Origin of the sequence: uncultured Cellulomonas sp., from assembly GCF_963527515.1 — a bacterium.
Lineage (GTDB): Bacteria > Actinomycetota > Actinomycetes > Actinomycetales > Cellulomonadaceae > Cellulomonas.
The window spans coordinates 1-25,675 of sequence record NZ_CAURTV010000005.1 but is presented as its reverse complement, the minus strand read 5'-3'; the positions used below and the strand labels follow the sequence as shown (position 1 = coordinate 25,675).

The window sequence follows — 25,675 nt, the reverse complement described above, 5'->3', positions numbered from 1 at the left end:
GCCCATCACTCCCCCGTCATCGATCCCATCAGTCCCGCCATAGCCCTGCCCGCCGCGGCCGCGGCTGCGGCTTGCTGGTCTGGCATCAGATGCGCGTAGGTCTCGGTCGTCGTGTGGATCGACTCGTGCCCGAGGCGCCGCTGCAGCACGAACAGGTCGACGCCGGCTGCGATCATCCAGGACGCGTGCGTGTGCCGCAGGTCGTGCACGCGCGGCCGCTTCGTCAGGCATGGCGCCTCGAGGTCGGGCGTCCCGTCGGCGAGCAGCGGGTTGGCGGCGGCGTCGAGCGCGGGCGTCCACGTCTGGGTCCAGAACCGCGACGACGACAGCTGCGACCCGACGGTGTTGGTGAACACGAGCGCACCTGGCGCCTTATCGGCCACCTGTGGCGCGAGAACGGCCACGAGGTCGTCGGGCAAGGCCACGGTCCGTCGTGCGCGTCGAGTCTTCGGCGGGCCGACGTACCAGCGCCGATTGGCATCTCGCTTCCACGCCTTCGTCACGCGCAAGGTCGGTGGAGTTGCGGTCAGGTCGAGGTCGCTGACAGTAAGCGCAGTCGCCTCGCCCCACCGCAGCCCTGTCGCCACGAGCGTGATGACCAGCGGCCGATAGAACGGTGACACCTTCGACAACAGCAACGCGAACTCGTCGCGCGTTAGCACGGTCATCTCGTCGTGAGTCGCCTGTGACTTGGGCAGCTCGACACCGGCGCACGGGTTGTCCTCGCGGTACCCGAGTCGCACGGCCGTCGACATCGCCGCGGAGAACAGTCCGTGCACGTTGGCGATCGTCTTGGGTGCGAGCCCCTTCTCCTCCATCTCGCGCACCCAACCGGCGATATGCCGGTAGGTGAGCGCGGCGACCGGGTACGGCCCGAGCGTTGGGCTGATGTGCGCCTCGAGCTGCCCTCGATAGTGCTTGCGCGTGTCCGGCCCGACCGACGTCAGCAGGTCGATGTGCTCGGAGATCACGTCATCGACCGACGGTCCGGTCTTGCGAATTCCTTCGGCGATTCGAGCCGCCTCGGCTGCATGTCCGCCGGCCGCCTCGATCAGCTGGCGGGCCACGGTCGCGTCACGGAGGTCGTCATAGGTGAGCGAGGTCTGGCGTCCGGTATCCGGGTCGCGCCACAATACGGCGAAGGCCCTCGTGCCATCGCTGCGCCGGCGCTCACGGATGCTCGCCACAGACACAAAAATAGCCATCCGTGTCAACGGACGGCTACTTCTGGTCAACAAGGCCAGCGTTTCCGCAGGTCAGATGGGTGGAGGTGGCGGGAATCGAACCCGCGTCCGGTGACGCAGTACCAGGGATTCTCCGGGTGCAGCCCGCTGTGATTTTCTCGGCCCCCACGGTCACACAGGCAAGCCGTGGACGGGCCCAGTCAGCTAAGAGTCCCGGCAACCCCACTGACGAGGATTACCAGCAGTGGCTCTCTAGATGACGCTGGTTACTGAGTCGAGAGCGTACTCAGGCCAACGGACTTCGGGACTCGCTCAGGCGGCGAGGGCGAAGTCGGTGCGGTTTGTATTGGCACCTATTGGTTTGCACGGAGCGTTGACGAGATAACCGTGCGTCCTCGACCCGCTTCTCCTGGTTCGACGATCACCGTCGAAACCGATCACCCCCATGTTCAGTTTTCAAGCACCAGCCGAAGCTAGCGCGCCCAGCGTACCTCTCAACGGCACGCTGGTCGTCCTCATTCCGCCGGCCCGGCGATCAGCGTGACCGGGGCGGAGGTGGACTCCCCGGTGGCGGCGACTGTCCAGGTCAGGGTCACGGTGTCTCCGGGCGAGTAGCTGTCCAGCAGGTCGGCGAGCGACGACACGGAGACCCCGTCCACTGCGGTGATCACGTCACCGGCCACGAGACCGACCGCTGCCGCGGGTGTCCCCTCCAGCACACCGGTGATCGACGAGCCGGATCCCAGCACGATCCCGAGGAACGCCGGGTACCCGATGGTCACGGTGTCGGAGGCGATCCCGGACTGGATCTGGTTCGCGATGACCAGGGCGTCCTCGATGTCGATCGCGTACGCCACCGTGTCGACCGTCCCGCTCGATGCGGCGGTCGTCATGCCGATCACCTCGCCCTCGTCGTCGAGCACGGGGCCGCCGGAGTCGCCCGGCACCACGGCTGCGGAGAACTCGATGAGCCCGGACAGCGTCTCGGTGGACGCGGTCATGGTCTGCTCGAGTGCCGTGACCGAGCCGACCGCGGCCAGCAGGTCTCCCCCGCCCTCCGCGTTGCCGACCGCCGTGACGGCGTCGCCGGCCCCCACACCGCCGTCGTCGTCGAGACTGACCGTCGCGAGGCCCGACGCGTCCTGCAGCTGGAGCAGGGCCACGTCCGAGGAGGCGTCGGTGCCCACGACGACGGCCTGGTACACCGCCCCGGTCGACTCGATGGTCACCTCGATCGCGGTGGAGCCCTCGATCACGTGGTTGTTGGTGAGCACCAGCCCGTCGGACGTCAGGACCATCCCGGTCCCGGCCGCCGAGGCGTCCTGGTAGCCGAGCGTCGTGGTGATCGTCACGACGCCGACCTGCTGGTCCGCGCTCGCCGCGGTGGCGGTGGACTGGGTCGAGGTCGACGGCTGCTGCTGCTGACCGGAGCCCCACGACGGCGGGACGAACGACGGCACTTGCTCTTCGTTGGTCGGCGGCGTGAAGGCCGTCGACGCCGCTGCGGTGTCCGTCTCCGCCGACGCCCGCGCCGCCGTGATCAGTCCGCCGCTCACCCCGCCGGCCAGCAGCCCGAGGGCGAGCGCACCGCCCGCCGCCCCGACCGCCAGGCGACGGCGGACGACCGGCTTCGTCGCGACGGCCACACCACCCGACGGGGACTCGACGGCGGAATCGGCAACCTGCTGCTCGTCCATGACTCTGACCTCCCTGCCGGCCCCAGGGTGGGGCGTCGACAAGGAACAGAGAACGCCCCGCACCCGGGAGTGCGCTGGAGCCCACCCGTGCGCAGCCTGTGGACCGTCAGCGGGTCTCGAGCACGTCCTTGAGCGAGTAGGACACCGGCTCCTCCAGCTGCTCGTACGTGCACGACGACGGGTCCCGGTCCGGGCGCCAGCGGCGGAACTGCGCGGTGTGCCGGAACCGGTCGCCCTCCATGTGGTCGTACGCGACCTCCACCACCAGCGACGGCTCCAGCGGCACGAACGACAGGTCCTTGCCGGCAGACCAGCGGCTGCCCTCCGCCTCCCGTGGCGTGCGACCGGAGGCCGAGTAGTCCCACGGGTGCCCCTCCAGCGGCACCACCAGGGGCGCGAGCTCGGTGACCAGCTCGCGACGCCGCGCCATCGGGAACGACGCGGCCACCCCGACGGAGGCCAAGACACCGGAGTCGTTGTACAGGCCGAGCAGCAGCGACCCCACGGCATCCGGACCCGACTTGTGCGGCCGATAGCCCGCCACCACGCAGTCGACGGTGCGCTCGTGCTTGATCTTCAGCATCGTCCGCTTGCCGGGCTCGTACACCCCCGCAGGGTCCTTGGCGACGACCCCGTCCAGCCCGGCACCCTCGAACTGGGAGAACCACTGCGTCGCCACGTCGAGCGCGTCGGTCTGCGCGGTGATCGAGATCGGTCCACCCGGCTTCACGAGTGACGACAGCACCGACCGGCGCTCCGAGAACGGCAGGCCCGTCAGGTCGTCGTCGCCCAGAGCGAGCACGTCGAACAGGACCAGCAGCGCCGGCGTCTCCACCGACAGCAGCCGCACTCGGGACTCCGCGGGGTGCACCCGCTGCAGCAGCGCCTCGAAGTCCAGCCCGGAGTGGACCGACGACGGCACGATGATCTCCCCGTCCACGACGCATCGCGAAGGCAGGTACTCCAGGACGGCCTCGACGATCTCCGGGAAGTACCGCTGCATCGGCTTGGTGTTCCGCGAGCCGATCTCCACGGAGTCGCCGTCGCGGAACACGATGGCCCGGAACCCGTCCCACTTGGGCTCGTACAGCTTGCCCGGCGGGATCGAGGCGGCCGACTTGGAGAGCATGGGGTCCACGGGCGGCACCACCGGCAGCGTCATGGACACCAGTCTTACCAGCCCCCGCCACCACCGCCGCCGACGCCACCGCCGGAGAACCCGCCGCCGCTGAACCCCGACCCGCCGGAGGTCCCGGGCGTGGGTGCGGAGATCGACTCGGTGGCCACGGAGGTGAACCGGTCCATGGAGGACGCGAACGCGGTAGCCCAGAAGATGTTGGCGCCCGGGTAGTAGCCGCCGACGTACCAGCCGGGCTGCTCGAGGGCGCGGCCCTGCGCGGCGAGCTCGGAGAACACGCGCGCCCAGCGGTCGGCCAGCCCGAACACGATCGCGTAGGGCAGGTACCGGCTGAAGATGTCCTGCCCCTCCTCGAACCGCAGCTGGTTGGCCTCCGCAGTGGCCAGGTAGCGGCGGAACCCGAGGGACTGGGCCAGCACCGCGGTGCCGTCCTCGGTGCGGGCGGGTGCGGCGTTGCCGAGGATCGCCACGAGGATGCCGACGAGCACCAGCGCCATGGGCACCAGCGCGACGCCGTCCACGGACGCCCCGGCGGCGAACGCCACGAACGTGAGGATGACCCCGAGGACGGCGAGCACGATCCCGGCGCCGAGCCACGCCGAGCGCACCGACTTGGGGTTGCCCCGGAACCAGCCCTTCTCGGTGACGTGGTCGTACAGGCCGTTCTGCACCTCGGCCATCGACGCCGCGAAGGTGGTCTTCAGGTCCGAGAGCTTCACGGAGGACGACGAGGTGAAGACCGCCTTGAGCAGGGTCGACTCGTACGGCAGGAGCGCGGAGTCGGCGTCCCTGACCTGCACGAGGGTCCAGTCCTTGGCCTTCTTCTTCGGGTTGGACCGGGGAACCTCCTCGATGCGCAGGTACCCCCGCACGGCGAGGTCGACCAGGGTGGCGGTGACGTCGACGGGGTCGGCCTTCTCGTCGACGAGCGTGCCCATCTCCCCCGGCCGCACGTCCGCGGGCGGCTGGAACTGCACGGAGACCACCTGCCGGCGGTCGCGGAAGCCGGTCGCCGCGCCGGGCTGGTTGTCGGCCGGCCGCAGCCCCGGGGTGAGCCCGAGGTACGCCCTGTCCCGGCCCACGCGCCGCACGCGCACCGCGGCCAGCACCGCGCCGCCGACGAGCACCAGGAGCGCGACGCCGCCGAACACCGACGTCGGCCGGACGGGCGCCAGCGGGTCGGGCTTCTCGACGAGGATCGGCTCGACCCCGGGGAACGTCCCGGCGGGCCAGCCGGTGACCGTGGAGAACTCGTCGTCCACCGGCACCAGGTCCTGCGTGAAGGTCGAGGTCGCACCCGAGAACGTCGAGGACGTGCACGGCGACGTGGACCTGTGCGGCCCGGCGAAGCAGGCGGCGCCCTCGACGGCGGCCGGTCCCTCCACGCTCACGGACAGGTCGCCCAGCGGGATCTCCCAGCCGGAGCCGATGACGTTCCAGTACAGCTCGTCGCCCGAGTGCTGGGCGTTGGCGGGGTTGAGCAGCCCGTCGGCCGTGTAGTCGATCCGGTACCTGTGCACGCCGGAGACGTCGTCGATGTCCTCGTCGCCGATGCGCAGGATCAGGGCGTCGGTCGTGGACTCCTGGTTCACGTCGTCGGGAGCATCGGTCGACGACGACGCCGAGATGTCCGTGTACCGGAACGCGCGGTCCAGCGTCTCGTCGTAGGAGACCCGCGTCGGCAGCGTGAGGTACGGCCCGTGGCCGGGGTCGTCACCGAAGTCGAAGTCGAAGTCCAGGGTCACCCGCATGGTGCCGTCGGCGGCCAGGACCGCGGTGACGTCGTAGCGCGTGATCTCGCGGCCGCTGGTCTGGTCCGGAGCAGCCGCGGTGAGGGCGACGACGAGGCCCAGCGCCAGCAGCACAGCGCGCAGGGCCCTCACAGGTCGCGCTTCTGGCGGATGGCCCGGGTGGCCTCGAGGTTGTCCTGACGCTCACGCAGCGCCTGGCGCTTGTCCCACTCGCGCTTGCCGCGCGCCAGCGCGATCTCCACCTTGGCGCGCCCGTCCAGGAAGTACAGGGACAGCGGGATGATCGTCTGACCCTTCTCTCGCGTGCGGGACTCCAGCCGGTCGATCTCCGTGCGGTGCAGCAGCAGCTTGCGCTTGCGGCGGGGGGCGTGGTTGGTCCAGGTGCCCTGGGAGTACTCGGGGATGTGCACGCCCTCGAGCCACAGCTCGCCGTTGGTCACCTCGCACCAGCCGTCGACCAGCGACGCCCGGCCCATGCGCAGCGCCTTGACCTCGGTGCCGTTGAGCACCAGGCCGGCCTCGAACACGTCCTCGATGACGTAGTCGTGCCGGGCCTTGCGGTTCGAGGCGACGACCTTGCGCCCGATCTCCTTGGCCACGGTGGGTCGAACCTCGTTCCTGCTGGTGTGCGGATGGTGCGGGACGAGACTACCCGCCCACAGCCAGCGCTTTCAGAGACCGAGGAGCGGGCGGGGGTTCGTCGTCTCGCCGTTCACGTAGACCTCGAAGTGCAGGTGGCAGGCCGCCGACGTCCCGGTGTTGCCCGACCACCCGATCAGCTGGCCCCGCTCGACGGACTGCCCGGAGCTGACCGCGAAGCTGGTGAGGTGGTTGTAGGACGCCGACAGGGCGTTGCCGTTGACGGTCCCGCTGTCGATCATCACCTGGTTGCCGAAGCCGAACCGCGACTTGGCCCACGTGACCGTGCCGGCGCGGCCGGCGTAGATCGGGGTGTTGCAGAACGTCCGCAGGTCGATGCCGGCGTGCAGGCGCGTGTAGTGCAGCGTCGGGTGGAACCGCATGCCGAACTCGGAGGTGACGTACATCGGGTCCACGCTGGTCGGGTTCCCGAACAGCCCGTTGCCGATCGCCCCGGGCGCCGTGGGCTTCTTCCCCGCGGCGGCGTCCCGTGCCCGCTGGGCGGCGATGGCCGCCTGGAGCTCCGCCTGGATCGCCGCGGCCTCCGCCTCCGCCTGGGCCAGCTGCGCGGCGAGCGCGGCTCGCTGGGCGTCGAGCGACGCCTGCTGCTGGACCTGCTGCGCGAGCAGGTCGTCCAGCGCCGCCTTGGCAGCCGCGGCGGCGGCCTTCGCGGCGTCCGCCTCGACCACCTTCTGGTCGGCCTCGGCCTTGAGCTCGGTGATCTTGTCCTTCACCGCCGCCAGGCGCACCTCGGCGTTGCGGTTGGCCGACTCGGCGGCCCGGAGCTGGTCGAGGATCTGCGCCTGGGTGCGCAGCGCGGTGGCCAGCAGGCCGTAGCGCTGCACGAAGTCGTCGGTGCTCTGCGAGTCCAGGATGACGTCGACGCTGGTGACACCCCCGCCGCCCTTGTACGCCTCGCGGGCCATCTGCCCGATCGCGGCGCGCATCAGCCGGGCGTGCTCGGCGTCCTGCGTGATGGTCGTCGTGATCTGCGCCTGCTGGTCCTGCGCGTCCACCAGCCGCGCCGCGATGATGGCGGCCTCGCGCTGCGCCTTGTCCAGCGCAGCCTTGGCCGCGTCGAGCTGGGCCTGCGCCGCGGGGATCTTGCCCTGCGTGTCCGCCAGCTGCAGCGCGATCGCCTGGAGGTTGGCGTCGACGCCCTCCATCGCGGCCTCGGTGTCGTCGCGCGCCTTGGCGACCGCCGCCTCGCGTGCCTCCGCCGCCCGGCGCCGGTCGTCGATCTCGTCGGCGTGGGCGGGCGCGCTGAGCAGCGCGGTCATCACCAGGACCAGCACGGCGAGGAACGCGGGCATCCGCAGGCGCACCATCGTCACACCTTCGTGTAGCGGCTCAAGGTGACCAGCGAGGAGATGGCGGCCAGCAGGATCGCGACGCCGATGAGCACCGGGGCGATGGTGATGACGTCCGAGGTGCTGACGTACGGGATCCAGCTGGCGGTCTCCCCCAGCCAGTCGTCGATGAGGTGGCCGACGCCCAGGTAGAGCGCGCCGACCGCCAGCAGCGCACCGATGGTCGCCGCGATGGCGCCCTCGAGCATGAACGGCAGCTGGATGAACAGGGTCGACGCCCCGACCAGCCGCATGATCCCGGTCTCCCGGCGGCGGCTCAGCGCGGACAGCCGGATGGTCGTGGTGATGAGCAGGATGGCCGCCAGCAGCATCACCGCCGCGAGCCCGCTGGCCAGCAGCGTGGCGTTGTTGAGCACCTCGAAGAGCCGGTCGAACAGCCGCTGCTGGTCCTTGACCTCCTCGACGCCGGGCCGGCCGGAGATCACCTCCGCGACCACCGAGTACTGCTCAGGGTCGGTGAGCTTGATCCGGTAGGAGGAGTTCATGTCGTTCTCGGTGGCCGCCGACGCCCAGAACTGGTCCTTGAACTGCTTCTGGAACGCCGCGAACGCCTCCTGCTTGGTCTCCGTGTAGATCTTCTCGACGAACGGCTTGACCTCCGGCGACGCGAGCGCCGCCTGGATGTCCGCCTTCTGGTCGTCGGTGACCTCGCCGCTGGCACACGTGGGGGCGCTGGAGTTCTGCGGGCACAGGAAGACGGAGACCTCGACCTTGTCGTACCAGTCGTCCTTCATCTTGCCGATCTGCGTCTGCAGGAGGGCGGCGGCGCCGACGAACGTCAGCGACACGAACGTGACCAGGATGACGGAGATCGTCATCGACAGGTTGCGACGAAGACCTAGGCCGATCTCGGACAGGATGAACTGGAGGCGCATCAGCGGTCCGATCCGTAGACGCCGCGCGACTGGTCGCGCACCATCTCACCGGTCGACAGCTCGATGACGCGCTTGCGCATCTGGTCCACGATCTCGTCGTCGTGCGTGGCCATGACCACCGTGGTGCCGGTGCGGTTGATGCGGTCGAGCAGGCGCATGATCCCCAGGGACGTCGTCGGGTCCAGGTTTCCCGTGGGCTCGTCGCACAGCAGGATGTTCGGGCGGTTGACGAACGCGCGCGCGATGGCCACGCGCTGCTGCTCGCCACCGGACAGCTCGTGCGGGCGACGCTTCTCCTTGCCGGCCAGGCCGACCATCTCGAGCGTGTCCGGCACGGTGGTGAGGATGTGGTGGCGCGGCTTGCCGATGACCTGCAGCGCGAACGCCACGTTCTCGAACACCGTCTTGTTGGGCAGCAGGCGGAAGTCCTGGAACACGGCGCCGATCTGGCGGCGCAGCGTCGGCACCTTCCACGACGACAGCGTGCCCAGCTCCTTGCCCGCGACGAAGACGCGGCCGGCAGATGCCCGCTCCTCGCGCAGCACGAGGCGCAGGAACGTGGACTTGCCGGAGCCGGAGGCGCCGACGAGGAAGACGAACTCTCCCCGTTCGACATCCAGGGACACGCGGTCCAGCGCCGGTCGGGCGCCGCGCGCGTAGACCTTGGTGACGTTCTCGAAACGAATCACGACATATCGCCGGCCAGGGCTCGGGGACAGGCGGGAACTGCTGCTGGCCTCGTCGAGACTAAGCAGCCGCGCACCCTTACCCGCGCGGTGACACGCCGCGCGGAACCTGTGAACCCTCCCCCTGAGCGGACAGGTCGGACGAAACGCCCGTCAGTGCGGGGTCGGCAGGAACGCCCGCGGGTCCGGCTCCCGGGTGGGCGGTGCGCCCGTGATCGCGGCCAGGATCGCCTCGTGGCTGACCGTGGCCGCGTCGAACTCCCCGTTGTTGCGCCCGTGCCGGAGCACGATGATCCGGTCCGACACCGCGCGGACGTCGTTCATGTTGTGGCTGATGAGCACCACGCCGAGCCCGAGGTCGCGCAGCCGCTCGATGTGGGTGAGCACCTCGGCCGTCTGCGACACGGACAGCGCGGCCGTCGGCTCGTCCAGCACGACGAGCCGGGGATTGCCGATGAGGGTGCGCGCGATGGCGACGGACTGGCGCTGACCCTTGGACAGGGTGGACAGCGGCGACTTCACCGACGGGATGCGGCTGTTCAGGTCGCGCAGCACCTTGCGGGCGATCTGCTCCATCGTCTCGTCGTCGCGGACCCGACCGCGGTGCAGCTCGCGCCCCAGGAACAGGTTCGAGGTGACGTCGAGGTTGTCGGCCAGCGCGAGCTCCTGGAACACCGTCGCGATGCCGAGCGCGTGCGCCGCGATCGGCGACGGGATGGTGACGGTCTCCCCGGCGATCTCGATGAGCCCCGTGTCCGGGGTGAGCACGCCCGAGATCATCTTGGCGACCGTCGACTTCCCGGCGCCGTTGTCCCCGACGAGCGCCACGACCTCGTGCGCGTAGACGTCGAGGTCGACGTCGACCAACGCCTCCACGGCACCGAAGCGCTTGCCCAGACCCCTGAGCGACAGCAGTGGCATGTCGTGGGCCGTGCTCATCGCCACTCACCTGCTCCCCGTTGGGCACGTGACTCGTGCAGTGAATCTTCCACCATGTCCAGCCAAGAGAGCGTCATGGCGTCGCCCCGATCACGACCGGCGCGGCGTCGTCCTCGACCCGCAGCGGCAGCGCGGTGGACTGCAGGGCGAGCACGAGGGCGCCGATGACCTCGGCCCGGGAGCCCAGCGAGGCCGGGACGACCTCGAGCGGGGCGATCTGGTTGAGCAGCACGCGCCGGCGGACCGCCTCGCGCAACGGGCGCAGCAGGAGGTCCCCGGTCTCCGCGAGCTCGCCGCCCACGACGACCAGCTGCGGGTTGACCGCGACGCCCAGCCCAGCGACGACCATCCCGATCATCGCGCCGGCCTCCGCCACCACGTCGGCGCAGCGCTGGTCGCCGTCGATCGCACGCTGCACCACGTCGCGCAGGGCCAACGGCCCGGCGCTCACGCGGAGCCGGTCGATGAGGGCGGAGGCGCCGACGACCGTGTCGAGGCAACCGTGGTTGCCGCAGCGGCACAGCTCGCCGGGGAACGCGACCTGCACGTGGCCGATCTCGCCCGCGGTGCCGGCGACACCGCGGTGGACCGAGCCGTTGATGACGATGCCGGCGCCCGTGCCGTAGGACGCGCGCACGAACACGCTGTCGCTGTACTGCCGCGCCGCACCGAGCGTGCTCTCCGCGATCGCGCCGAGGTTGGCGTCGTTGTCCACGTAGACCGGCCGGCCGAGCCGCTTGGAGAGGACCTGGCCGATGTGCACGGTGTCCCAGCCGGGCATGATGCCGCTGACCGAGACCATGCCCGTGGAGGCGTCGACCGGTGCGGGGAGCCCGACACCGAGGCCGACGACGTCGTCGAGCGAGGCCCCCACCCGCTCGACCAGGTCCACCACCAGCAGCGCCACCCGGTCCAGGCTCGTGTCGACCCGGTGGTCGGCCGGCAGCGGGAGGGTCTGCTCCGCGATGACCTGGTGGCTGAAGTCGCCGAGCACCAGGCGCAGGTGCCGGTGCCCGATCTGCACGCCGGCCGCCAGACCCACGCGGCGGGCGAGCGTGACCATCTGGGCACGCCGCCCGCTGCGGGTGGTGGTGGCGGTGTCGACGACGCCGGCAGCCAGGAGCTCCCGGACGATCGTCGACACCGTCGCCTGCGACAGACCTGTCGCCTCGGCGAGCTCGACCTGGGTGAGCCCGCCGTACCGCTTGACCGTCTCGACGACGAGGTTGCGGTTCGCGTCGCGCAGGGACGACTGTGAGCCGGCTGCGGGTGCTCGCCTGCTCACCGTGCGAACCTAGTGCAACTCGTCATCCATGAGGTCATCGCCTTGCTAGTGCGTCCCTGCCCGGCGCTTGTTGATCAGGTCGAACGCCACGGCGAAGAGGAGCACGAGGCCCTTGATCGCCATCTGCCACGACGGGTCGACCGACAGGATCGACAGGCCCATGTTGAGCACGCCCATGATGAGCGCACCGACGATGGCGCCCGAGATCCGGCCGATGCCGCCCGTGACCGCCGCGCCGCCGATGAAGCACGCGGCGATGGCGTCCAGCTCGAAGTTGGACCCAGCAGACGCGATGGCGGCGCCCGCACGGGCCGTGGTGACGACCGCGGCCGCACCGGCGAGCACGCCCATGTTGACGAAGATCCAGAAGTCGACCTTGCGGGTGTTCACGCCCGACAGGCTCGCCGCCAGGCGGTTGCCACCGATGGCGTAGATGTGCCGGCCGAAGACCGTGCGGCCCATGAGGAACGTGTACGCCACGACGAGCACGCCGATGACGACGAGCACGATCGGCGTGCCGCCCGCGGAGAACGACAGGATCACCGTGAGGATGCCGACCCCGATGGCGACGAGCGCGAGCTTGGTGATGAACAGGCCCATCGGCTCGACGTACAGCTCGTGCTTGCGCAGCGAGGTGCGCGCACGGATCTGCGAGATCGCGATCGCCGCGATGGCGAGCGCACCGATGAGCAGCGTGACGACGTCCATGTTGCTCGAGTAGCCGAGGAAGTTCGGCAGCGAGCCCTTGGAGATCGCGATGAACTGGGACGGCAGGCCAGCGACGGTCTCGCCGACGATGACGAGCGCGAGGCCGCGGAAGATGAGCATGCCGGCCAGCGTCACGATGAACGCCGGGATCCCGACGTACGCGACCCAGAAGCCCTGCCACGCACCGACGACGGCGCCGACCGCGAGGCCGAGCAGGATTGCCACGATCCAGGGCAGCCCCAGGTCGCGCATGCTCACGGCGACGATGCCACCGACGAACGCGACGACCGAGCCGACCGACAGGTCGATGTGCCCGGCGACGATCACCATGACCATGCCGATGGCCAGGATCATCACGTAGGCGTTCTGCTGGAACAGGGCCGCGACGTTGTTGGCGAGCAGGAGCTTGCCGTCGGTCAGCACCTGGAACAGCAGCACGATCACGACGAGGGCACCGAAGATGCCGTACTGGCGCGCGTTGCCGCCGAGGCCTGCCATCCGCTGGGAGAGCGAGACGCGGGCCGACGCTCCGGGGGGAGCCGCCGGGGCGGGGTTGAGGTCGGTAGTCATCGGGGGGTCACGTCCTTCTCCATGGTCATGTACTGCATGAGGCGCTCCTGCGTGGCGTCGGCGCGGGCGACCTGGCCCGTCACGCGGCCCTGGCTGAGCGCGTAGATGCGGTCGCAGATCCCGATCAGCTCCGGCAGCTCGGAGGAGATGACGATGACGCCCTTCCCCGCATCCGCCAGCCGGTTGATGATCGTGTAGATCTCGTACTTGGCGCCCACGTCGATGCCGCGGGTGGGTTCGTCGAGGATGAGCACGTCAGGATCGGCGTAGATCCACTTGCTCAGCACGACCTTCTGCTGGTTGCCGCCGGACAGCTTGCCCACCAGGGCGGCGACCGTCGGCGTCTTGATGTTGAGGTCGCGTCGGTACTGCTCGGCGACCTTCTCCTCGGCGGTCCGGTCGACGACGCCCCAGCGCGCCAGCTTGCCGAGCGCGGACGCCGACACGTTGTGCTGGATGGTGTCGATGAGGTTCAGACCGAACCGCTTGCGGTCCTCCGTCGCGTACGCGATGCCGTGCCGGATGGCCGCACCGACGTTGCGGAGCTCGACCTGCTTGCCGTCCTTGAAGACCCGACCGCTGATCCGTGCGCCGTAGCTGCGTCCGAACAGGCTCATGGCGAGCTCCGTCCGGCCTGCGCCCATGAGACCGGCGATGCCGACGATCTCCCCGCGGCGCACGTCGAGCGACGCGTTGTCGACCACCTTGCGCGCCTGGTCGATCGGGTGGTGCACCGTCCATTCCTCGATCCGGAGCACCTCCTCGCCGATCGTGGGGACGTGGTCCGGGAACCGGTTGTCGAGCGAGCGGCCGACCATCCCGCGGATGATCCGCTCCTCGCTGACGGCGTCGTCCCCGTGCATGTCGAGGGTCTCGATCGTCTTGCCGTCACGGATGATCGTCGTCGTGTCGGCGATCGCCTCGATCTCGTTGAGCTTGTGGCTGATGATGATCGACGTGATCCCGTGGCCCTTGAGGCTGCGGATCAGGCCGAGCAGGTGTGCGCTGTCCTCGTCGTTCAGGGCCGCTGTGGGCTCGTCGAGGATGAGCAGGCGCACCTCCTTGGAGAGCGCCTTGGCGATCTCCACGAGCTGCTGCTTGCCGACGCCGAGGTCGACGATCTTGGTGTCCGGGCGCTCGTCCAGGCCCACGCGGGCGAGGAGCTTGGCGGCCTCCGAGTTGGTCTTGTTCCAGTCGATGACACCCCGCCCCGCCTGCTCGTTGCCGAGGAAGATGTTCTCGGCGATCGACAGGAACGGGCTCAGTGCGAGCTCCTGGTGGATGATGACGACACCGTGGTGCTCCGAGTCGCGGATGCCGCGGAACTCGACCGGCTCGCCCGCGAGGACGATCTCCCCCTCGTACGTCCCGTGCGGGTAGACGCCCGACAGGATCTTCATGAGGGTGGACTTGCCGGCGCCGTTCTCTCCGCAGATCGCGTGGATCTCGCCGCTGCGGACGGACAGGTTGACGTCCTGCAGCGCGATGACGCCGGGGAACCGCTTCGTGATGTCCCGCATCTCGAGGATGTGGTCAGTACTCATGCTTCCTCACAAGTTGTCGTCAGGCGACGCCGCCGAGCGCCGGCCCGTGCGCGTGGCACGGGCCGGCGGTCAGCAGCACTCCGAGTGGGTCAGAGACCCAGGTCGGCGGCCTCATAGAAGCCGGACTCGACGAGCACCGACTCCACGGTGTCCGGCGTGACGACCTTCGGGTCGAGGAGGTACGTCGGGACGACCTTGTTGCCGTTGTCGTACGTCTCCTCGTCGTTCACGTCGACCGTGTCACCGTCGATGATCTGCTGGACCATCTTGGCGACCTGGTCACCCAGCGCGCGGGTGTCCTTCCAGACCGACATGGACTGCTTGCCGGCCAGCATGTTGAGCACGTTCGCCTGGTCGGCGTCCTGGCCGGTCAGCACCGGGTAGTCAGCGCCCGGCGCGTAGCCCGCACCCTCGAGCGCCTGGGCGATGCCCAGCGCGAGCGAGTCGTTCGGGGAGAGGACGACGTTGACCTTCTGGCCGCCGCCGTAGAACGAGTTCAGGCGGTTCTCCATCTCGGCCTGGGCGGTGTCGGAGCCCCAGCCCTGGATGCCGATGCTGGCCCAGTCGTCGTTGCTCGCGGGCGACTTGCCCGAGGGGACGACGAGCTTCCCGGCCTCGACGTACGGCAGGAGGATGTCCCACGCGCCCGAGAAGAAGAACTTCGCGTTGTTGTCGTCCGGCGAGCCGGCGAAGGGCTCGAGGTTGAACGGGCCCGCGGCGTTCTCGAGGTCGAGCGCCTCGACGATGAACTCGCCCTGGAGCGTGCCGACCTTCTCGTTGTCGAACGTCGCGTAGTAGTCGACGTTGTCGGTGTCGTTGATCAGGCGGTCGTACGCGATGACCTTGACGTCGTTCGTCGCGGCCTGCTCCAGGACCGGCGCGAGCGCCGTGCCGTCGATCGAGGCGACCACGAGGACCTTGGCGCCCTGGTTGATCATGTTCTCCAGCTGCGTGATCTGCTGGTCGACCTTGTTGTCGGCGTACTGCAGGGTGGTCTCGTAGCCGGCCTCCTTGAGGAGCTCCTCGAGGTGCGCACCGTCACGGTTCCACCGCTCGAGGCTCTTGGTCGGCATCGCGATGCCGATCAGGGTGTCCTCGGCTGCCGCCGCGCCCGTGGGCTCGTCGGCCGCGTCGCGCTCCTGGCTGCAGGCCGACAGGCCGATCACCAGACCGGCCGTGGCGATGCCGACGGCTGCCTTCTTCCATGCAAATGACATCGTTGTCCGCTCTCTCGTTGCACCGTCCGGCCCTACGGCGCCGTGGGCGTCTGCGCCCCGGCGGCCCGGGTGAGACAACGTGGTCTCACCGGTCCGTACTGCCGGTCATGTCGGTTGCATTCAAGACCTGAAGACTAGGAAAGCGCAAGCGCCGTTACCAAGCCGTGTCCTGCGGGGGTTTGAGAGCGTTTTCCGGAGGACCTAAGACCTATCACTTCGGCCTCCGAAGACAGGCGAATCAGGCGGAGGCGTTGTCCAGCGATCGGCGCCAGCGGATCCCGGCCTCGATGAAGTCGTCGATGTCGCCGTCGAACACCGCCGAAGGGTTGCCCACCTCGTGCTCCGTGCGCAGGTCCTTGACCATCTGGTACGGCTGCAGCACGTACGAGCGCATCTGGTCGCCCCAGCTGGCCTTGACGTCCCCGGCCATCGCCTTCTTCTTGGCGTCCTCCTCGGCCTTGCGGACCAGGAGCAGGCGGGACTGCAGCACGCGCAGCGCGGCGGCGCGGTTCTGGATCTGGGACTTCTCGTTCTGCATCGACACGACGATGCCGGTCGGGATGTGCGTCATCCGGACGGCGGAGTCGGTGGTGTTGACCGACTGGCCACCCGGGCCCGACGAGCGGAAGACGTCGACCTTGATCTCCGACTCGGGGATGTCGATCGAGTCGTTCGACTCGATGAGCGGGATCACCTCGACGGCCGCGAAGCTGGTCTGGCGTCGGCCCTGGTTGTCGAACGGCGAGATCCGGACCAGCCGGTGCGTGCCGGCCTCGACCGACAGGTTCCCGTAGGCGTACGGCACCTTCACCTCGAAGGTCGCCGACTTCAGACCGGCCTCCTCCGCGTAGGACGTGTCGAGCACGGAGGTCGGGTAGCCGTGCCGCTCCGCCCAGCGCAGGTACATGCGCAGCAGCATCTCGGCGAAGTCGGCGGCGTCGACGCCCCCGGCGCCCGCCCGGATGGTCACGACGGCCTCGCGCTGGTCGTACTCCCCCGCCAGGAGCGTGCGGACCTCGAGCTCGCCCAGGTCCTTCTTGATCTTCAGCAGGTCGGCCTCGGCCTCGGCGAGGGTGTCCTCGTCGTCCTCCTCGGCGGCCATCTCGACCAGCGTCTCGAGGTCGTCGATCCGCCCCTCGAGCTTGCTCATCCGGTCCAGCTCCGACTGCGTGGCCGAGAGCGCGCTGGTGATCTTCTGGGCGGCGTCCGGGTCGTCCCACAGGTCGGGGGCCGACGCCTGCTCCGACAGCCGCGCCACCTTAGCCTCGAGCGCACTCGGGTCGCTCACCGCCTGGATGGTGCCCAGGGTGGTGCGCAGATCACGGATAGCGAGGGGAAAGTCGGTGGTGGCCACAACCGACCAGGTTACCGGGTCACTGGGGCGCCGCCCTCCTGGGACGTGGTCCGCACTCCGCCGAGGACCTTGGGCCCTGGACCGCAGGACGGAACCGGGACAACGTGGGGCGAAGCGGACGGCCCGAGACGGTCCCGCGGCCGGCGCGCGATCGAGGTGCGCGATGACATCCCCCCGGCCCGACCGACGTCCGTCCGCCCGACTGGTGCGGCTCCTCGCCGGCGTCCTGCTCGTCCTCGGCGTCACCGCCGCGACGGCCGGTGCCGCCGTCCATCCGGGGCGGAGCGCCGGACCGGTGACGTCCTTTACGATCACGACGCCGTCGTGCGCGGTCGCGGGTGTGCCGTTCCGCCTGACGGTCACCGCTCGGGACGCGGTGGGCCGGGTGGTCCCCTCGTACCGCGGCACGATCAGCGTCGGCCAGGGCTCCCCCAGCCACACCGGGCTCCCGGAGACGTACACCTTCACCACCGCCGACCGTGGCCGGCACACCTTCACGGTCACCGTCGTCGCCGCGGGCAGCTGGACCTTCAGCACGAGCGTTCTCGGCAACCCGTCCGTCACCGGGACGGGGCGCGGCGTCATCGTCCGACCGGCGCGTGCGGCGCAGCTCGCGGTGGCGATCCCACCGGAGCCACTGGTGGCGGGAGTGACTGTGCCGATCGAGATCATCGCGTGGGACTCGTGGGGCAACATCGCCACCTCTTACCGCGGCACCGTCGCGCTGAGCACGACCGACCCTGCCGCCGGCGCGGGCGTGGCGCCCACCCGAGTCCGCTTCACCCGCACGCACGCCGGACGGGTCGCGCTGACCCTGCCGCACGGTCTGACCCTGATCACCCCCGGCCAGCACACGGTGAGCGCGACGGACGTCCGCCGGCCCACCCTCAGCGGCAGCGCGCAGGTGGTGCTGCCCGAACCACGGGCCACCGGCGCCGGTCTCAACGGCTGGGGCTACAACGAGCGCGGCCAGCTCGGCGACGGGACGACCTCCGACCGCCTCGCACCCGTGGTGACCTCCACCGTGCGCACGTGGACGGACGTGGCCGCCGGGGGTGCGCACAGCCTCGCCCTGGCCGGCGACGGGACCCTGTGGTCGTGGGGCTCGACGGACTTCGGCCAGCTCGGCCGGATCAGCGAGGAACCGGGCGTGGACCCGGGCCAGGTCGGGTCGCTCCGCACGTGGACCGAGATCGAGGCCGGTGCCGTCTCCTCTGCCGGCGTCATGGCCAACGGCACTCTGTGGCTCTGGGGCGCGGTCGCGGACAGCTCCGGACCGGTCCGGGTCCCGGGCGCCGGTTGGGTCGACGTCGCGCTCGGCTCGGACCACGTCGTGGCGCTGCGCAGCGACGGCACGGTGTGGGCCTGGGGCCGCAACGACAGCGGTCAGCTGGGTACCGGCTCGCCCGAGGAGCACGTCAGCGTGCCGACCCAGGTCGGCGAGGGCGACTGGGCCGCGATCGCGACCGGGGGCGACCACACGCTGGCCCTGCGCACCGACGGATCGCTGTGGGCGTGGGGCAGGAACGCGTTCGGGGAGGTCGGTGACGGCACGACCATGACGCGTCCGACGCCCGTCCCGCTCGTGCCCGGCACCGTGTTCACCGCAATCGCCGCAGGCGGCGACCACAGCGCGGCGCTCACCGCCGACGGCGGGCTGTGGACGTGGGGGCGCAACACCCACGGCGCGCTCGGGGACGGCACGACGACCGACAGGTCCGTTCCGCAGCGCGTCGCGACCGACCGGACGTGGACCGCGGTGCAGCTCGGCGGGGTGAGCACCGCGGCGATCTCCGGGGAAGGCACGCTGTGGACCTGGGGCGGCAACCGGGCCGGTCAGCTCGGGGACGGCACGACCGTCGACCGGTGGTCCCCGGTCCAGGTCGGCACCGCCGCCGACTGGACGACCGTCGCGGTCGGAGGGGAGTTCATGCTCGGGATCCGGGCCTCCTCATGAGCCGCGGGCGACCGACTCCGCCTCGAGCGGGATGCCGTCGGACCACGGCGCCAGCACCCAGCTGACCAGCGCGGGCCTCACCACCGCGCCGAGGTGCACGTGCGCCGATCGGCCGTCGGGTGTGGTGGCCGACAGCACCGCGACGTCCTCCCACTCCGTGGCCGCGCCGCGGTTGTCCCGCAGGTAACGGTCGACAGCCGCACGGACCGACGCGTCGGTGAGCGGCAACCCCTCCGTGTCCGGGTCACCCTGGCCGGCGCCCGGGGCGAAGTACCGGTCGTCGCCGACCGCGTCGGCCGCCTCGAGCGCCAGCAGGTCGGCGAGCGCGAGCAGCCGTTTGCGCTCCAGGTGCACGCCGGCGGCGGACACCACGACCGTGATCAGCAGCAGCGCGACGACGACGAACCCGAGGGTCAGGATCATCACCTGCCCGTCGTCGCCCGTCGGCCGCCGGCGCCGTCTCCACCGGTGGTCGCGGGCCATCGGGTCCCGGCCCATCGGGTCCCGGCTCATCGGGTGGTCCGGTAGGTGTCCACCGGGGCGACCCGCTCAGCACTGACCAGGATCTCGAGCGGGACGACGTCGCGGACGAACATCGGCACGAACGGCAGCGGCACCCGCACGTCGATCCGGGCCGCCACGTCGCTGCCCGGCGCCAGGCACGGCGACGTCGAGCAGGTCAGGGTCAGCGCCTGCGCGGGGTCGTCGTCGAAACCCTGGTCCCGCAGCGCGATCCCGACCGCCGCGATCGCCCGCTCGGCGCCCTCGTCCGCCCCGTCGGCGACGACGTACGTGCGCGCAGCCTCGCGGGCCGCTCCCTCGACGGCGAACGTCGCGGCCTCCAGGCGCGCCAGGGTGAGCACCAGGTAGACCAGCGGGATGAGCAGGACGAGCGCGAGCGCCAGGAACTCCAGGACCGCGCTGCCGTCGTCGCCCTGCGTCTGCGGTGCTCTCACGGCTGCTCGACCAGTGCGTGGCCGCGCACGGTCAGCGTGCCGGCCGACCCCACGAGACCGACCAGCGGCAGCGGCGCGTCGACCCGGACCTCCACCACCTCCAGGCCGTCGAGAGTCGTCCGCCCGGCGGTCACGCCCTGCGCGTACGCCGACGACAGCGACTGGGCGATCAGGTCGCGCGACCGACCCGCGCCGTCCGCCGGCTCGTGTCCCGCCAGTGCGCCGTAGCGGGCTCCCTCCGCCGCCGAGTCGACCAGCGTGTTCCGCACGTGCAGCACGATCGTCAGCTGGAGCACCCCCACGAACAGGACGGTGACCAGGGCCCCGACCAGCGCGAAGTCGACGATCGCCGACCCGGCGTCCCCGCTCAGGGACCGGTCACGCTCGCGATCGCCTCCTCGAAGACCCGGCCCAGCGCGTCCCCGGCCAGCACCCACAGCGCCGTGACCAGGCCCGCGGTCATCAGGGTCACCAGCACCCAGCCGGGGACGTCCCCACGCTCGCGGTCGCCGCCGTGCACGCGACGACGCACCCCGCTCCACGCGGTCGCGCCCCACGCCAGCGAACCCCACAGCAGGGCCGCCGTGCGCAGGACCTGCCTGTCGATACCGCTCGTCATAGGATCTCCCTTCGTCGGGCGCCTCCACGGCGCCGTGCCCGTTCCCCGCGTGCGTCACAGTCCGACCCGCAGGACCACCATCGAGGGGAAGACGGCGAAGACGACGGTCACCGGGAGGATCAGGAAGACCACCGGGACCATCATCAGCACCTCCTTGCGCCCACCCGTCTCCATCAGCGCGCGACGCCCCTCCTCGCGGACGTCCTGCGCCTGCGCCCGCAGCACGTCGGCCAGCGGCGTCCCGCGCTCCACCGCCACGGCGACCCCCTCCGCGAACCGCGCCAGCGCCGGGAGCCCGGTCCGGTCCGCCAGCGCGTCGAGCGCGACCGTGAGCGGCGCACCCGCCCGGGCGTCCGCGAGCGTCCGCGCCAGCTCCGAGGTCAGCTCCCCGTGCGTCGTCCGCACCACCCGCTCCAGCGCGCCGACGGCGCCCTCCCCGGCGCCGACCGCGAGCGCGAGCAGCTCCGCGATCGTCGGCAGCTCGGTGAGCATCCGGGACTCCCGCGCCTGCACCTCGTGGGTCAGCGCCCAGTCGCGGGCGAGGACGCCGAGCAGGCCACAGATCGCGACGAGGACGGCGAGCGGGACCACCCCGGCGCCCCGCGTCGCGGCGAGCAGCAGGGCCAGCGCGAGACCGGCGGCCAGGCCGAGGACGCCCCAGACCACCTGGCCGGCCCGGAACTGCTCGACCGTCTCGGTCCGGCCCGCCCGGCTCAGCCGTCGCCGCAGGTCGGCGGCGGGCGACCCGAGCCGCGTCACCAGCCGCACGGAGTCGGCCATGACGGGAGCGACGAGCCGCTCGACCGTGGCGAAGGGCCCGCGGACGGTGGGCGCGCGCAGGAGGCCCGACGAGGTCGGCTGCGGCCGCAGGTACGGCGCGAGCCGCTGGTCGAGGGTGATGCGCCGCGAGCGCAGCCGGACGGTGACGACCACGAGCCCGAGACCACCGAGCAGTCCGACCAGCGCACCCACGACCGCCGGGCTCACCGCAGCACCCGCGGGTCGTCGGGCAGGCGGGCGATGCGCAGCATGACCAGGTAGGCGACCACCGTGCAGGCACCGCCGACGACGAGCACCGCGAACCCGGCCGGGGTGTCGTAGGCGCTCGCGGCCTCCGGGCGGGTGGCCAGGAGGGCGAGGACGATCCACGGAGCGGCGACGGCGAGCCGCGCCGCGTACACCGTCCAGCTCTGCCGGGCCTCCAGCTCGCCGCGCGTGCGCACGTCCTCGCGAAGGAACGCGGACAGGGTTCGCAGCAGCCGCCCGAGATCGGTGCCGCCGACGTCGCGGGTGAGGCGCAGCGCCTCGATGATCCGGTCGGCCACGGGGTCGGCGAGCCGGGCCTTGAGCGCGTCCAGGCAGTCGCCGAACCGCCCGGTCGCCCGGTAGTCCTCCGCGAAGGCGGTGAACGCCTCCCGCAGCTCGACCGGTCCGCGCTCGCCGATCTGCGCGACCGCCTCCGGCAGCGCGAGACCGGCCCGGATCCCCGAACCGAGGTGGTCGACCACCTCGGGCCACAGCTGCCGCAACCGCGCCCGCCGGCGCCGCGCCCGTCCCCGCACGACCGCCCACGGCGCCATCGCCGCGAACACCGCGAAGCACAGCGCGATCGACGGGATCCGGGTGAGCGCGGTGCCGAGGAGCAGGACCACCACGCCGAGCAGCGCGCTGACCAGCACGAGGCCTCCGGGGGTCACGCCGGTCACGCCCGCCTGGACGAGCGCGTCCAGCGTCCGAGCGTGCCAGCCCGCCGTGCGAGGGGCCGCGGCTCGCGGCTCCGCCCAGAACGACCACCAGACGCACGCGAGACCGGCCCCGAGCAGGAGACCGACCACCACCCCCATCAGACCCGGCCCCGCAGCAGCGCCGCCAGGTCGGTCCCCGTGCGGGCGAACCGCTCAGGGTGCGGCGGGTACCCGTCGGCCCGGACCAGGTGGCCGTCCCGGGTGTGGAAGACGTCCGCGGTCTCGACGACGCCCTGCTCGACCCGGCCGGGCACGGCCACCACCTCCCGCACCGTCCGCCGCCCCTGCCCGTCCAGGTCAAGGTGCACGACGAGGTCCACCGCCGACGCGACCGTCGGCACCACGAACCGGTCCGACACGTTCTCGCCCGCCAGCAGAGGGAGCGTGCAGAGCTTGGTCAGCGCCTCCCGGGCAGAGTTCGCGTGGATCGTGCACATGGCCGGAACGCCGGCGTTCAGCGCGATGAGCAGGTCGAGCGCCTCCGCCTCCCGCACCTCGCCGACCAACAGACGGCTGGGCCGCATGCGCAGCGCCTCCTTGACCAGGCGGCGCAGCGGGATCTCCCCCGTGCCCTCCAGGCTCGGCTGCCGGCACTGCATCGCCACCCAGTCCCGGGCGGTCAGCCGGAGCTCGAACACCTCCTCGCAGGTGATGACCCGCTCACGCGCCGGGATGGCCCCCGCCAGCGCGTTGAGCATCGTCGTCTTGCCTGCCTGGGTGCCGCCGGAGACCAGCACGTTGAGGCCTGCCCGGACGGCCGCCTGCAGGAACGCCGCGGCGTGCGGGGTCAGGGTGCCCAGGCCGACCAGGTCGTCCAGCGACGTGGCCCGCACCACGTACTTGCGGATGTTCACCGACCAGTGCCGCCGCGTGACGTCCGGGATCACCGCGTGCAGCCGCTCGCCCCCCGGCAGGCTGGCGTCGACGAACGGGCTGGACAGGTCGAGCCGCCGGCCGGAGACCTTGAGCATCTTCTCGACGAGGTCGCGGACCTGACCGTCCGTGAGGATGGTCGTCGTCAGCTCTGCCTCCCCGCGGCGGGCGACGAACACCTGCGTCGGCGAGTTGATCCAGATCTCCTCGACCTCCGGGTCGTCGAGGTACTTCTGCAGCGGACCGAGGCCGGCGACGGCGTCGACCACCGCCTTGTGCGCAGCGACCGTGTCGACCAGGGGCGGGACCGCACCCATGACGGACCGCTCGTCGTAGTCGGCGATCGCGTCGGTGACGAGGGCGACGACACCAGGTCGGTCCCGCACGGGGTCGAGGCCGCGGCGCCGGATGAGCTCACGGACCTCCGTCTCGAGGATCGCCACACCGTCCACCGGCGTCCCCTCCCCGTGTCACGGGTGCCCGGTTCATCCGTCATGTCCGGTCGCACTGGCCGGAACCCTAGGGGACGACACCGGGATGGCACACCACGCTGTCCACAGACAGGACGGCCGTTCACTCGCGAGAGGGAACCGCCGGGCGGCTCACCGGGCCGGTCGCCGTGCTCGCTCCACGGTGCCAGCGAGGGTTGCCGACCGTCAGCGCCGCGAACGGCCGGGCCACCCGCGTTGTCACAGAAGTGACGGACACACGACGCCCTGCCGAGGCTCGTCGGTCCGGCCCGCTAGCGTGTGAGCGTGTCCACGACCCTCACCACTCCCCTGCCGACCGGCCGCCAGCACGTCCTCGAGCTCGGCGGCCAGCACGCGGTCGTCGCCGCGGTCGGCGCCAGCCTGCGCACGTACACCGTGGACGGCCGGGACGTCGTCCTGCCGTTCGACGAGACCGAGATCCCGCCGGCGTTCTCGGGGGCGGTCCTGGCCCCGTGGCCCAACCGGCTGCGCGACGGCGAGTACGGCTACGAGGGCGTGACGTACGAGGTCCCGCTGACCGAGCACGTCCGGCAGACCGCCCTGCACGGCCTGCTGGCGCACACGCCGTTCGACACGGTGGCGGCCGACGCGACCTCGGTGACGCTGCAGAGCGTCGTCGTGCCGACGTACGGGTACCCGTGGCCCGTGCGGGTCCGCCTGACCTACGCGCTCTCCGACGCCGGTCTGCACGTCACGGCCGAGGGCACCAACCTCGGCACGACGACCGCGCCGTACGGGATCGGCTTCCACCCGTGGCTGTCACCCGGGGACGCGCAGGTGGACGACTGCACGCTGCAGATCGACGCCGCGCGGCACGTCACGATCGACCAGCGGCTGCTGCCGACCGGGACGGAGCGGGTCGAGGGCGACTACGACCTGCGGGTCGCGCGCTCGCTCAAGGGCCTCGACCTCGACGACGCCTGGATCGACGTGCTGCGGGACGCGGACGGGCTGTCGTGGATCCGCCTGGGCTGCCCCGACGGCCGGACGGTGGCGCTGTGGGGGGATGCGGCGACGCAGGCGTGGCAGGTGTGCACCGGCGACACGGTCGCGCACATCGCGCGGCGCGGGGTGGCGGCGGAACCGATGACCTGCATCGCGGACGCCTTCCGCACGGGCGACGACCTGGTGCACCTGGCACCGGGCGCCAGCCACACGATCACCTGGGGTCTGGCCCTGCTCTGAGGGCCGGACGGCGGCGTCAGCCGTCGTAGTACTCCCCGTCGTCCTGCACGCCCTTCTCGAACTCCCAGTGCCAGCGCTCGAACGGCCCGCTGCCGCCCGGCTGCGCCCACGCCGGGTTCACCCACCCGTAGGTCGGGGCGTTCTCCGAGATCCAGCGCCACTTCGTGCCCGAGGTCTGGTCCTGGCAGAGGTCGATCGCGAGGCCCCAGCCGTGGTTGCTCTTGCCCGGGGCGGCCGCGAGGCCACCCTTCTGCGCCTTGACGGCCCGCTGCGACGCGAGGGTCCGGTAGCCGGAGCTCAGGCAGAGGTCGGCACCGAACCGGGCGGCGAACGCCTGGTTGAACTCGGCGATCGAGACGGCGGCGTCCGCGCGCAGCTGCGTGTGGTTGTCCCAGAGGGTGCACAGGTCGGCGGTCTTGAGGAGCCCGTTCTGGCCGGCGGCACGGACCGATCCGTCGCAGCCGGGCAGCGCGGACCGCTCCTCGGTGCGGCTGGCGGCGGCGAGCCCGCGCGCCTGCAGGGCACCATCGGTCGACGCGAGCGACGTGGGAGGCAGGGCGGCCTGCGACGCGCCGGCGAGCGCGGAGACAGTGGTGGGGAGCGTGGAGTCCGCGAGCGCGTCCGAGCCGAAGGCCACCGGTCCGGCCACGACGCCCTGGCTCACGGGGATCACGACGGTGATGCCGGCCAGGACACCCAGCACGCTCAGGCGTGCGGCCGCCCGCGTCGGGCGGCGGCTGTGGCGGCGTACGGTGCCGTGCTCGACGGCGGCGAGCTCGGGCACCTCGTCGACCTCGACGGCGGCGGGCGGTGCGGGGACGTCCACGACGGGTGCCATGACGGCGGTCGCAGCGGTGGGTGCGGCCGCCCGGGCGGTGGGCACCGGAGGCGC

24 protein-coding genes and 1 other RNA gene are annotated in these 25,675 nt (G+C 71.3%); 2 read left to right on the top strand and 23 right to left on the bottom strand.

The window, feature by feature from the left end:
• Positions 1–5: 5 nt before the first annotated feature.
• The 15 genes from RYN42_RS02710 to prfB form a co-directional block, all read right to left on the bottom strand.
• A complete protein-coding gene (locus tag RYN42_RS02710; protein WP_315093502.1) occupies positions 6–1,187 on the bottom strand; it encodes a site-specific integrase in 1,182 nt (393 codons plus the stop codon).
• A 75-nt stretch (positions 1,188–1,262) separates the two neighbouring features.
• Positions 1,263–1,629: a transfer-messenger RNA gene (gene ssrA, locus RYN42_RS02705) on the bottom strand.
• Positions 1,630–1,699: 70 nt separating this feature from the next.
• Positions 1,700–2,881, bottom strand: a complete 1,182-nt coding sequence (locus RYN42_RS02700) for a trypsin-like peptidase domain-containing protein (RefSeq protein ID WP_315093500.1) — start codon at positions 2,879–2,881, stop codon at positions 1,700–1,702.
• Positions 2,882–2,987: 106 nt separating this feature from the next.
• Complete coding sequence (locus RYN42_RS02695) at positions 2,988–4,043, bottom strand: ATP-dependent DNA ligase (RefSeq protein WP_315093498.1); 1,056 nt, start codon at positions 4,041–4,043, stop codon at positions 2,988–2,990.
• An 11-nt stretch (positions 4,044–4,054) separates the two neighbouring features.
• Positions 4,055–5,902, bottom strand: a complete 1,848-nt coding sequence (locus RYN42_RS02690) for a DUF2207 domain-containing protein (RefSeq protein ID WP_315093497.1) — start codon at positions 5,900–5,902, stop codon at positions 4,055–4,057.
• On the bottom strand, positions 5,899–6,369 hold the full coding sequence (smpB, locus tag RYN42_RS02685) for an SsrA-binding protein SmpB (protein WP_315093495.1): 471 nt from the start codon (positions 6,367–6,369) through the stop codon (positions 5,899–5,901). Before smpB ends, RYN42_RS02690 begins: the two co-directional genes overlap by 4 nt.
• A 72-nt stretch (positions 6,370–6,441) precedes the next feature.
• Positions 6,442–7,737: a peptidoglycan DD-metalloendopeptidase family protein gene (locus RYN42_RS02680; RefSeq protein WP_315093493.1), complete on the bottom strand. Its 1,296-nt coding sequence runs from the start codon at positions 7,735–7,737 to the stop codon at positions 6,442–6,444.
• Between the two features lie 2 nt (positions 7,738–7,739).
• Entirely contained in the window at positions 7,740–8,654 is a 915-nt protein-coding gene (gene ftsX, locus RYN42_RS02675) for a permease-like cell division protein FtsX (protein ID WP_315093491.1), read from the bottom strand.
• Positions 8,654–9,343 (bottom strand): cell division ATP-binding protein FtsE, encoded by a 690-nt coding sequence (gene ftsE, locus RYN42_RS02670; protein ID WP_315093489.1) that lies wholly within the window; start codon positions 9,341–9,343, stop codon positions 8,654–8,656. The genes ftsX and ftsE overlap by 1 nt, the downstream gene beginning before the upstream one ends.
• Positions 9,344–9,493: 150 nt before the next feature.
• The gene (locus RYN42_RS02665) at positions 9,494–10,279 is read right to left on the bottom strand and encodes an ATP-binding cassette domain-containing protein (protein ID WP_315093488.1); all 786 of its coding nucleotides are present in this window, start codon (positions 10,277–10,279) and stop codon (positions 9,494–9,496) included.
• Between the two features lie 73 nt (positions 10,280–10,352).
• Positions 10,353–11,564 (bottom strand): ROK family transcriptional regulator, encoded by a 1,212-nt coding sequence (locus tag RYN42_RS02660; protein WP_315093486.1) that lies wholly within the window; start codon positions 11,562–11,564, stop codon positions 10,353–10,355.
• Positions 11,565–11,609: 45 nt separating this feature from the next.
• Positions 11,610–12,842: a multiple monosaccharide ABC transporter permease gene (gene mmsB, locus RYN42_RS02655; RefSeq protein ID WP_315093483.1), complete on the bottom strand. Its 1,233-nt coding sequence runs from the start codon at positions 12,840–12,842 to the stop codon at positions 11,610–11,612.
• On the bottom strand, positions 12,839–14,386 hold the full coding sequence (mmsA, locus tag RYN42_RS02650; protein ID WP_315093481.1) for a multiple monosaccharide ABC transporter ATP-binding protein: 1,548 nt from the start codon (positions 14,384–14,386) through the stop codon (positions 12,839–12,841). Before mmsA ends, mmsB begins: the two co-directional genes overlap by 4 nt.
• 89 nt (positions 14,387–14,475) lie before the next feature.
• Positions 14,476–15,603 carry a multiple monosaccharide ABC transporter substrate-binding protein gene (gene chvE, locus RYN42_RS02645; protein WP_315093479.1) on the bottom strand — a complete coding sequence of 376 codons (1,128 nt, stop codon included), beginning with the start codon at positions 15,601–15,603 and terminating at the stop codon, positions 14,476–14,478.
• 238 nt (positions 15,604–15,841) lie between these two features.
• Positions 15,842–16,957: a peptide chain release factor 2 gene (gene prfB / locus RYN42_RS02640; protein ID WP_315093478.1), complete on the bottom strand. Its 1,116-nt coding sequence runs from the start codon at positions 16,955–16,957 to the stop codon at positions 15,842–15,844.
• 163 nt (positions 16,958–17,120) lie between these two features.
• Here prfB and RYN42_RS02635 point away from each other — a divergent pair, with 163 nt between their 5' ends.
• A complete protein-coding gene (locus RYN42_RS02635; protein ID WP_315093477.1) occupies positions 17,121–18,914 on the top strand; it encodes a hypothetical protein in 1,794 nt (597 codons plus the stop codon).
• Here RYN42_RS02635 and RYN42_RS02630 read toward each other — a convergent pair.
• From RYN42_RS02630 to RYN42_RS02600, 7 genes are all read right to left on the bottom strand, one after another.
• A complete protein-coding gene (locus RYN42_RS02630; protein WP_315093475.1) occupies positions 18,909–19,427 on the bottom strand; it encodes a pilus assembly protein TadG-related protein in 519 nt (172 codons plus the stop codon). The genes RYN42_RS02635 and RYN42_RS02630 overlap by 6 nt on opposite strands.
• Positions 19,424–19,870: a pilus assembly protein gene (locus RYN42_RS02625; protein ID WP_315093473.1), complete on the bottom strand. Its 447-nt coding sequence runs from the start codon at positions 19,868–19,870 to the stop codon at positions 19,424–19,426. Before RYN42_RS02625 ends, RYN42_RS02630 begins: the two co-directional genes overlap by 4 nt.
• Positions 19,867–20,172 (bottom strand): pilus assembly protein, encoded by a 306-nt coding sequence (locus RYN42_RS02620; RefSeq protein WP_399552378.1) that lies wholly within the window; start codon positions 20,170–20,172, stop codon positions 19,867–19,869. The genes RYN42_RS02625 and RYN42_RS02620 overlap by 4 nt, the downstream gene beginning before the upstream one ends.
• 65 nt (positions 20,173–20,237) lie before the next feature.
• Complete coding sequence (locus RYN42_RS02615; RefSeq protein ID WP_315093472.1) at positions 20,238–20,489, bottom strand: hypothetical protein; 252 nt, start codon at positions 20,487–20,489, stop codon at positions 20,238–20,240.
• A 54-nt stretch (positions 20,490–20,543) separates the two neighbouring features.
• Complete coding sequence (locus tag RYN42_RS02610; protein WP_315093471.1) at positions 20,544–21,476, bottom strand: type II secretion system F family protein; 933 nt, start codon at positions 21,474–21,476, stop codon at positions 20,544–20,546.
• Entirely contained in the window at positions 21,473–22,333 is an 861-nt protein-coding gene (locus RYN42_RS02605) for a type II secretion system F family protein (protein ID WP_315093469.1), read from the bottom strand. Before RYN42_RS02605 ends, RYN42_RS02610 begins: the two co-directional genes overlap by 4 nt.
• Positions 22,333–23,559, bottom strand: a complete 1,227-nt coding sequence (locus tag RYN42_RS02600; RefSeq protein WP_315093467.1) for an ATPase, T2SS/T4P/T4SS family — start codon at positions 23,557–23,559, stop codon at positions 22,333–22,335. Before RYN42_RS02600 ends, RYN42_RS02605 begins: the two co-directional genes overlap by 1 nt.
• A 303-nt stretch (positions 23,560–23,862) precedes the next feature.
• Here RYN42_RS02600 and RYN42_RS02595 point away from each other — a divergent pair, with 303 nt between their 5' ends.
• Entirely contained in the window at positions 23,863–24,783 is a 921-nt protein-coding gene (locus RYN42_RS02595) for an aldose 1-epimerase family protein (RefSeq protein ID WP_315093465.1), read from the top strand.
• 16 nt (positions 24,784–24,799) lie between these two features.
• Here the strand turns inward: RYN42_RS02595 and RYN42_RS02590 are convergent.
• On the bottom strand, positions 24,800–25,675 hold an 876-nt coding region (locus RYN42_RS02590; protein WP_315093464.1), incomplete at its 5' end, for a M15 family metallopeptidase.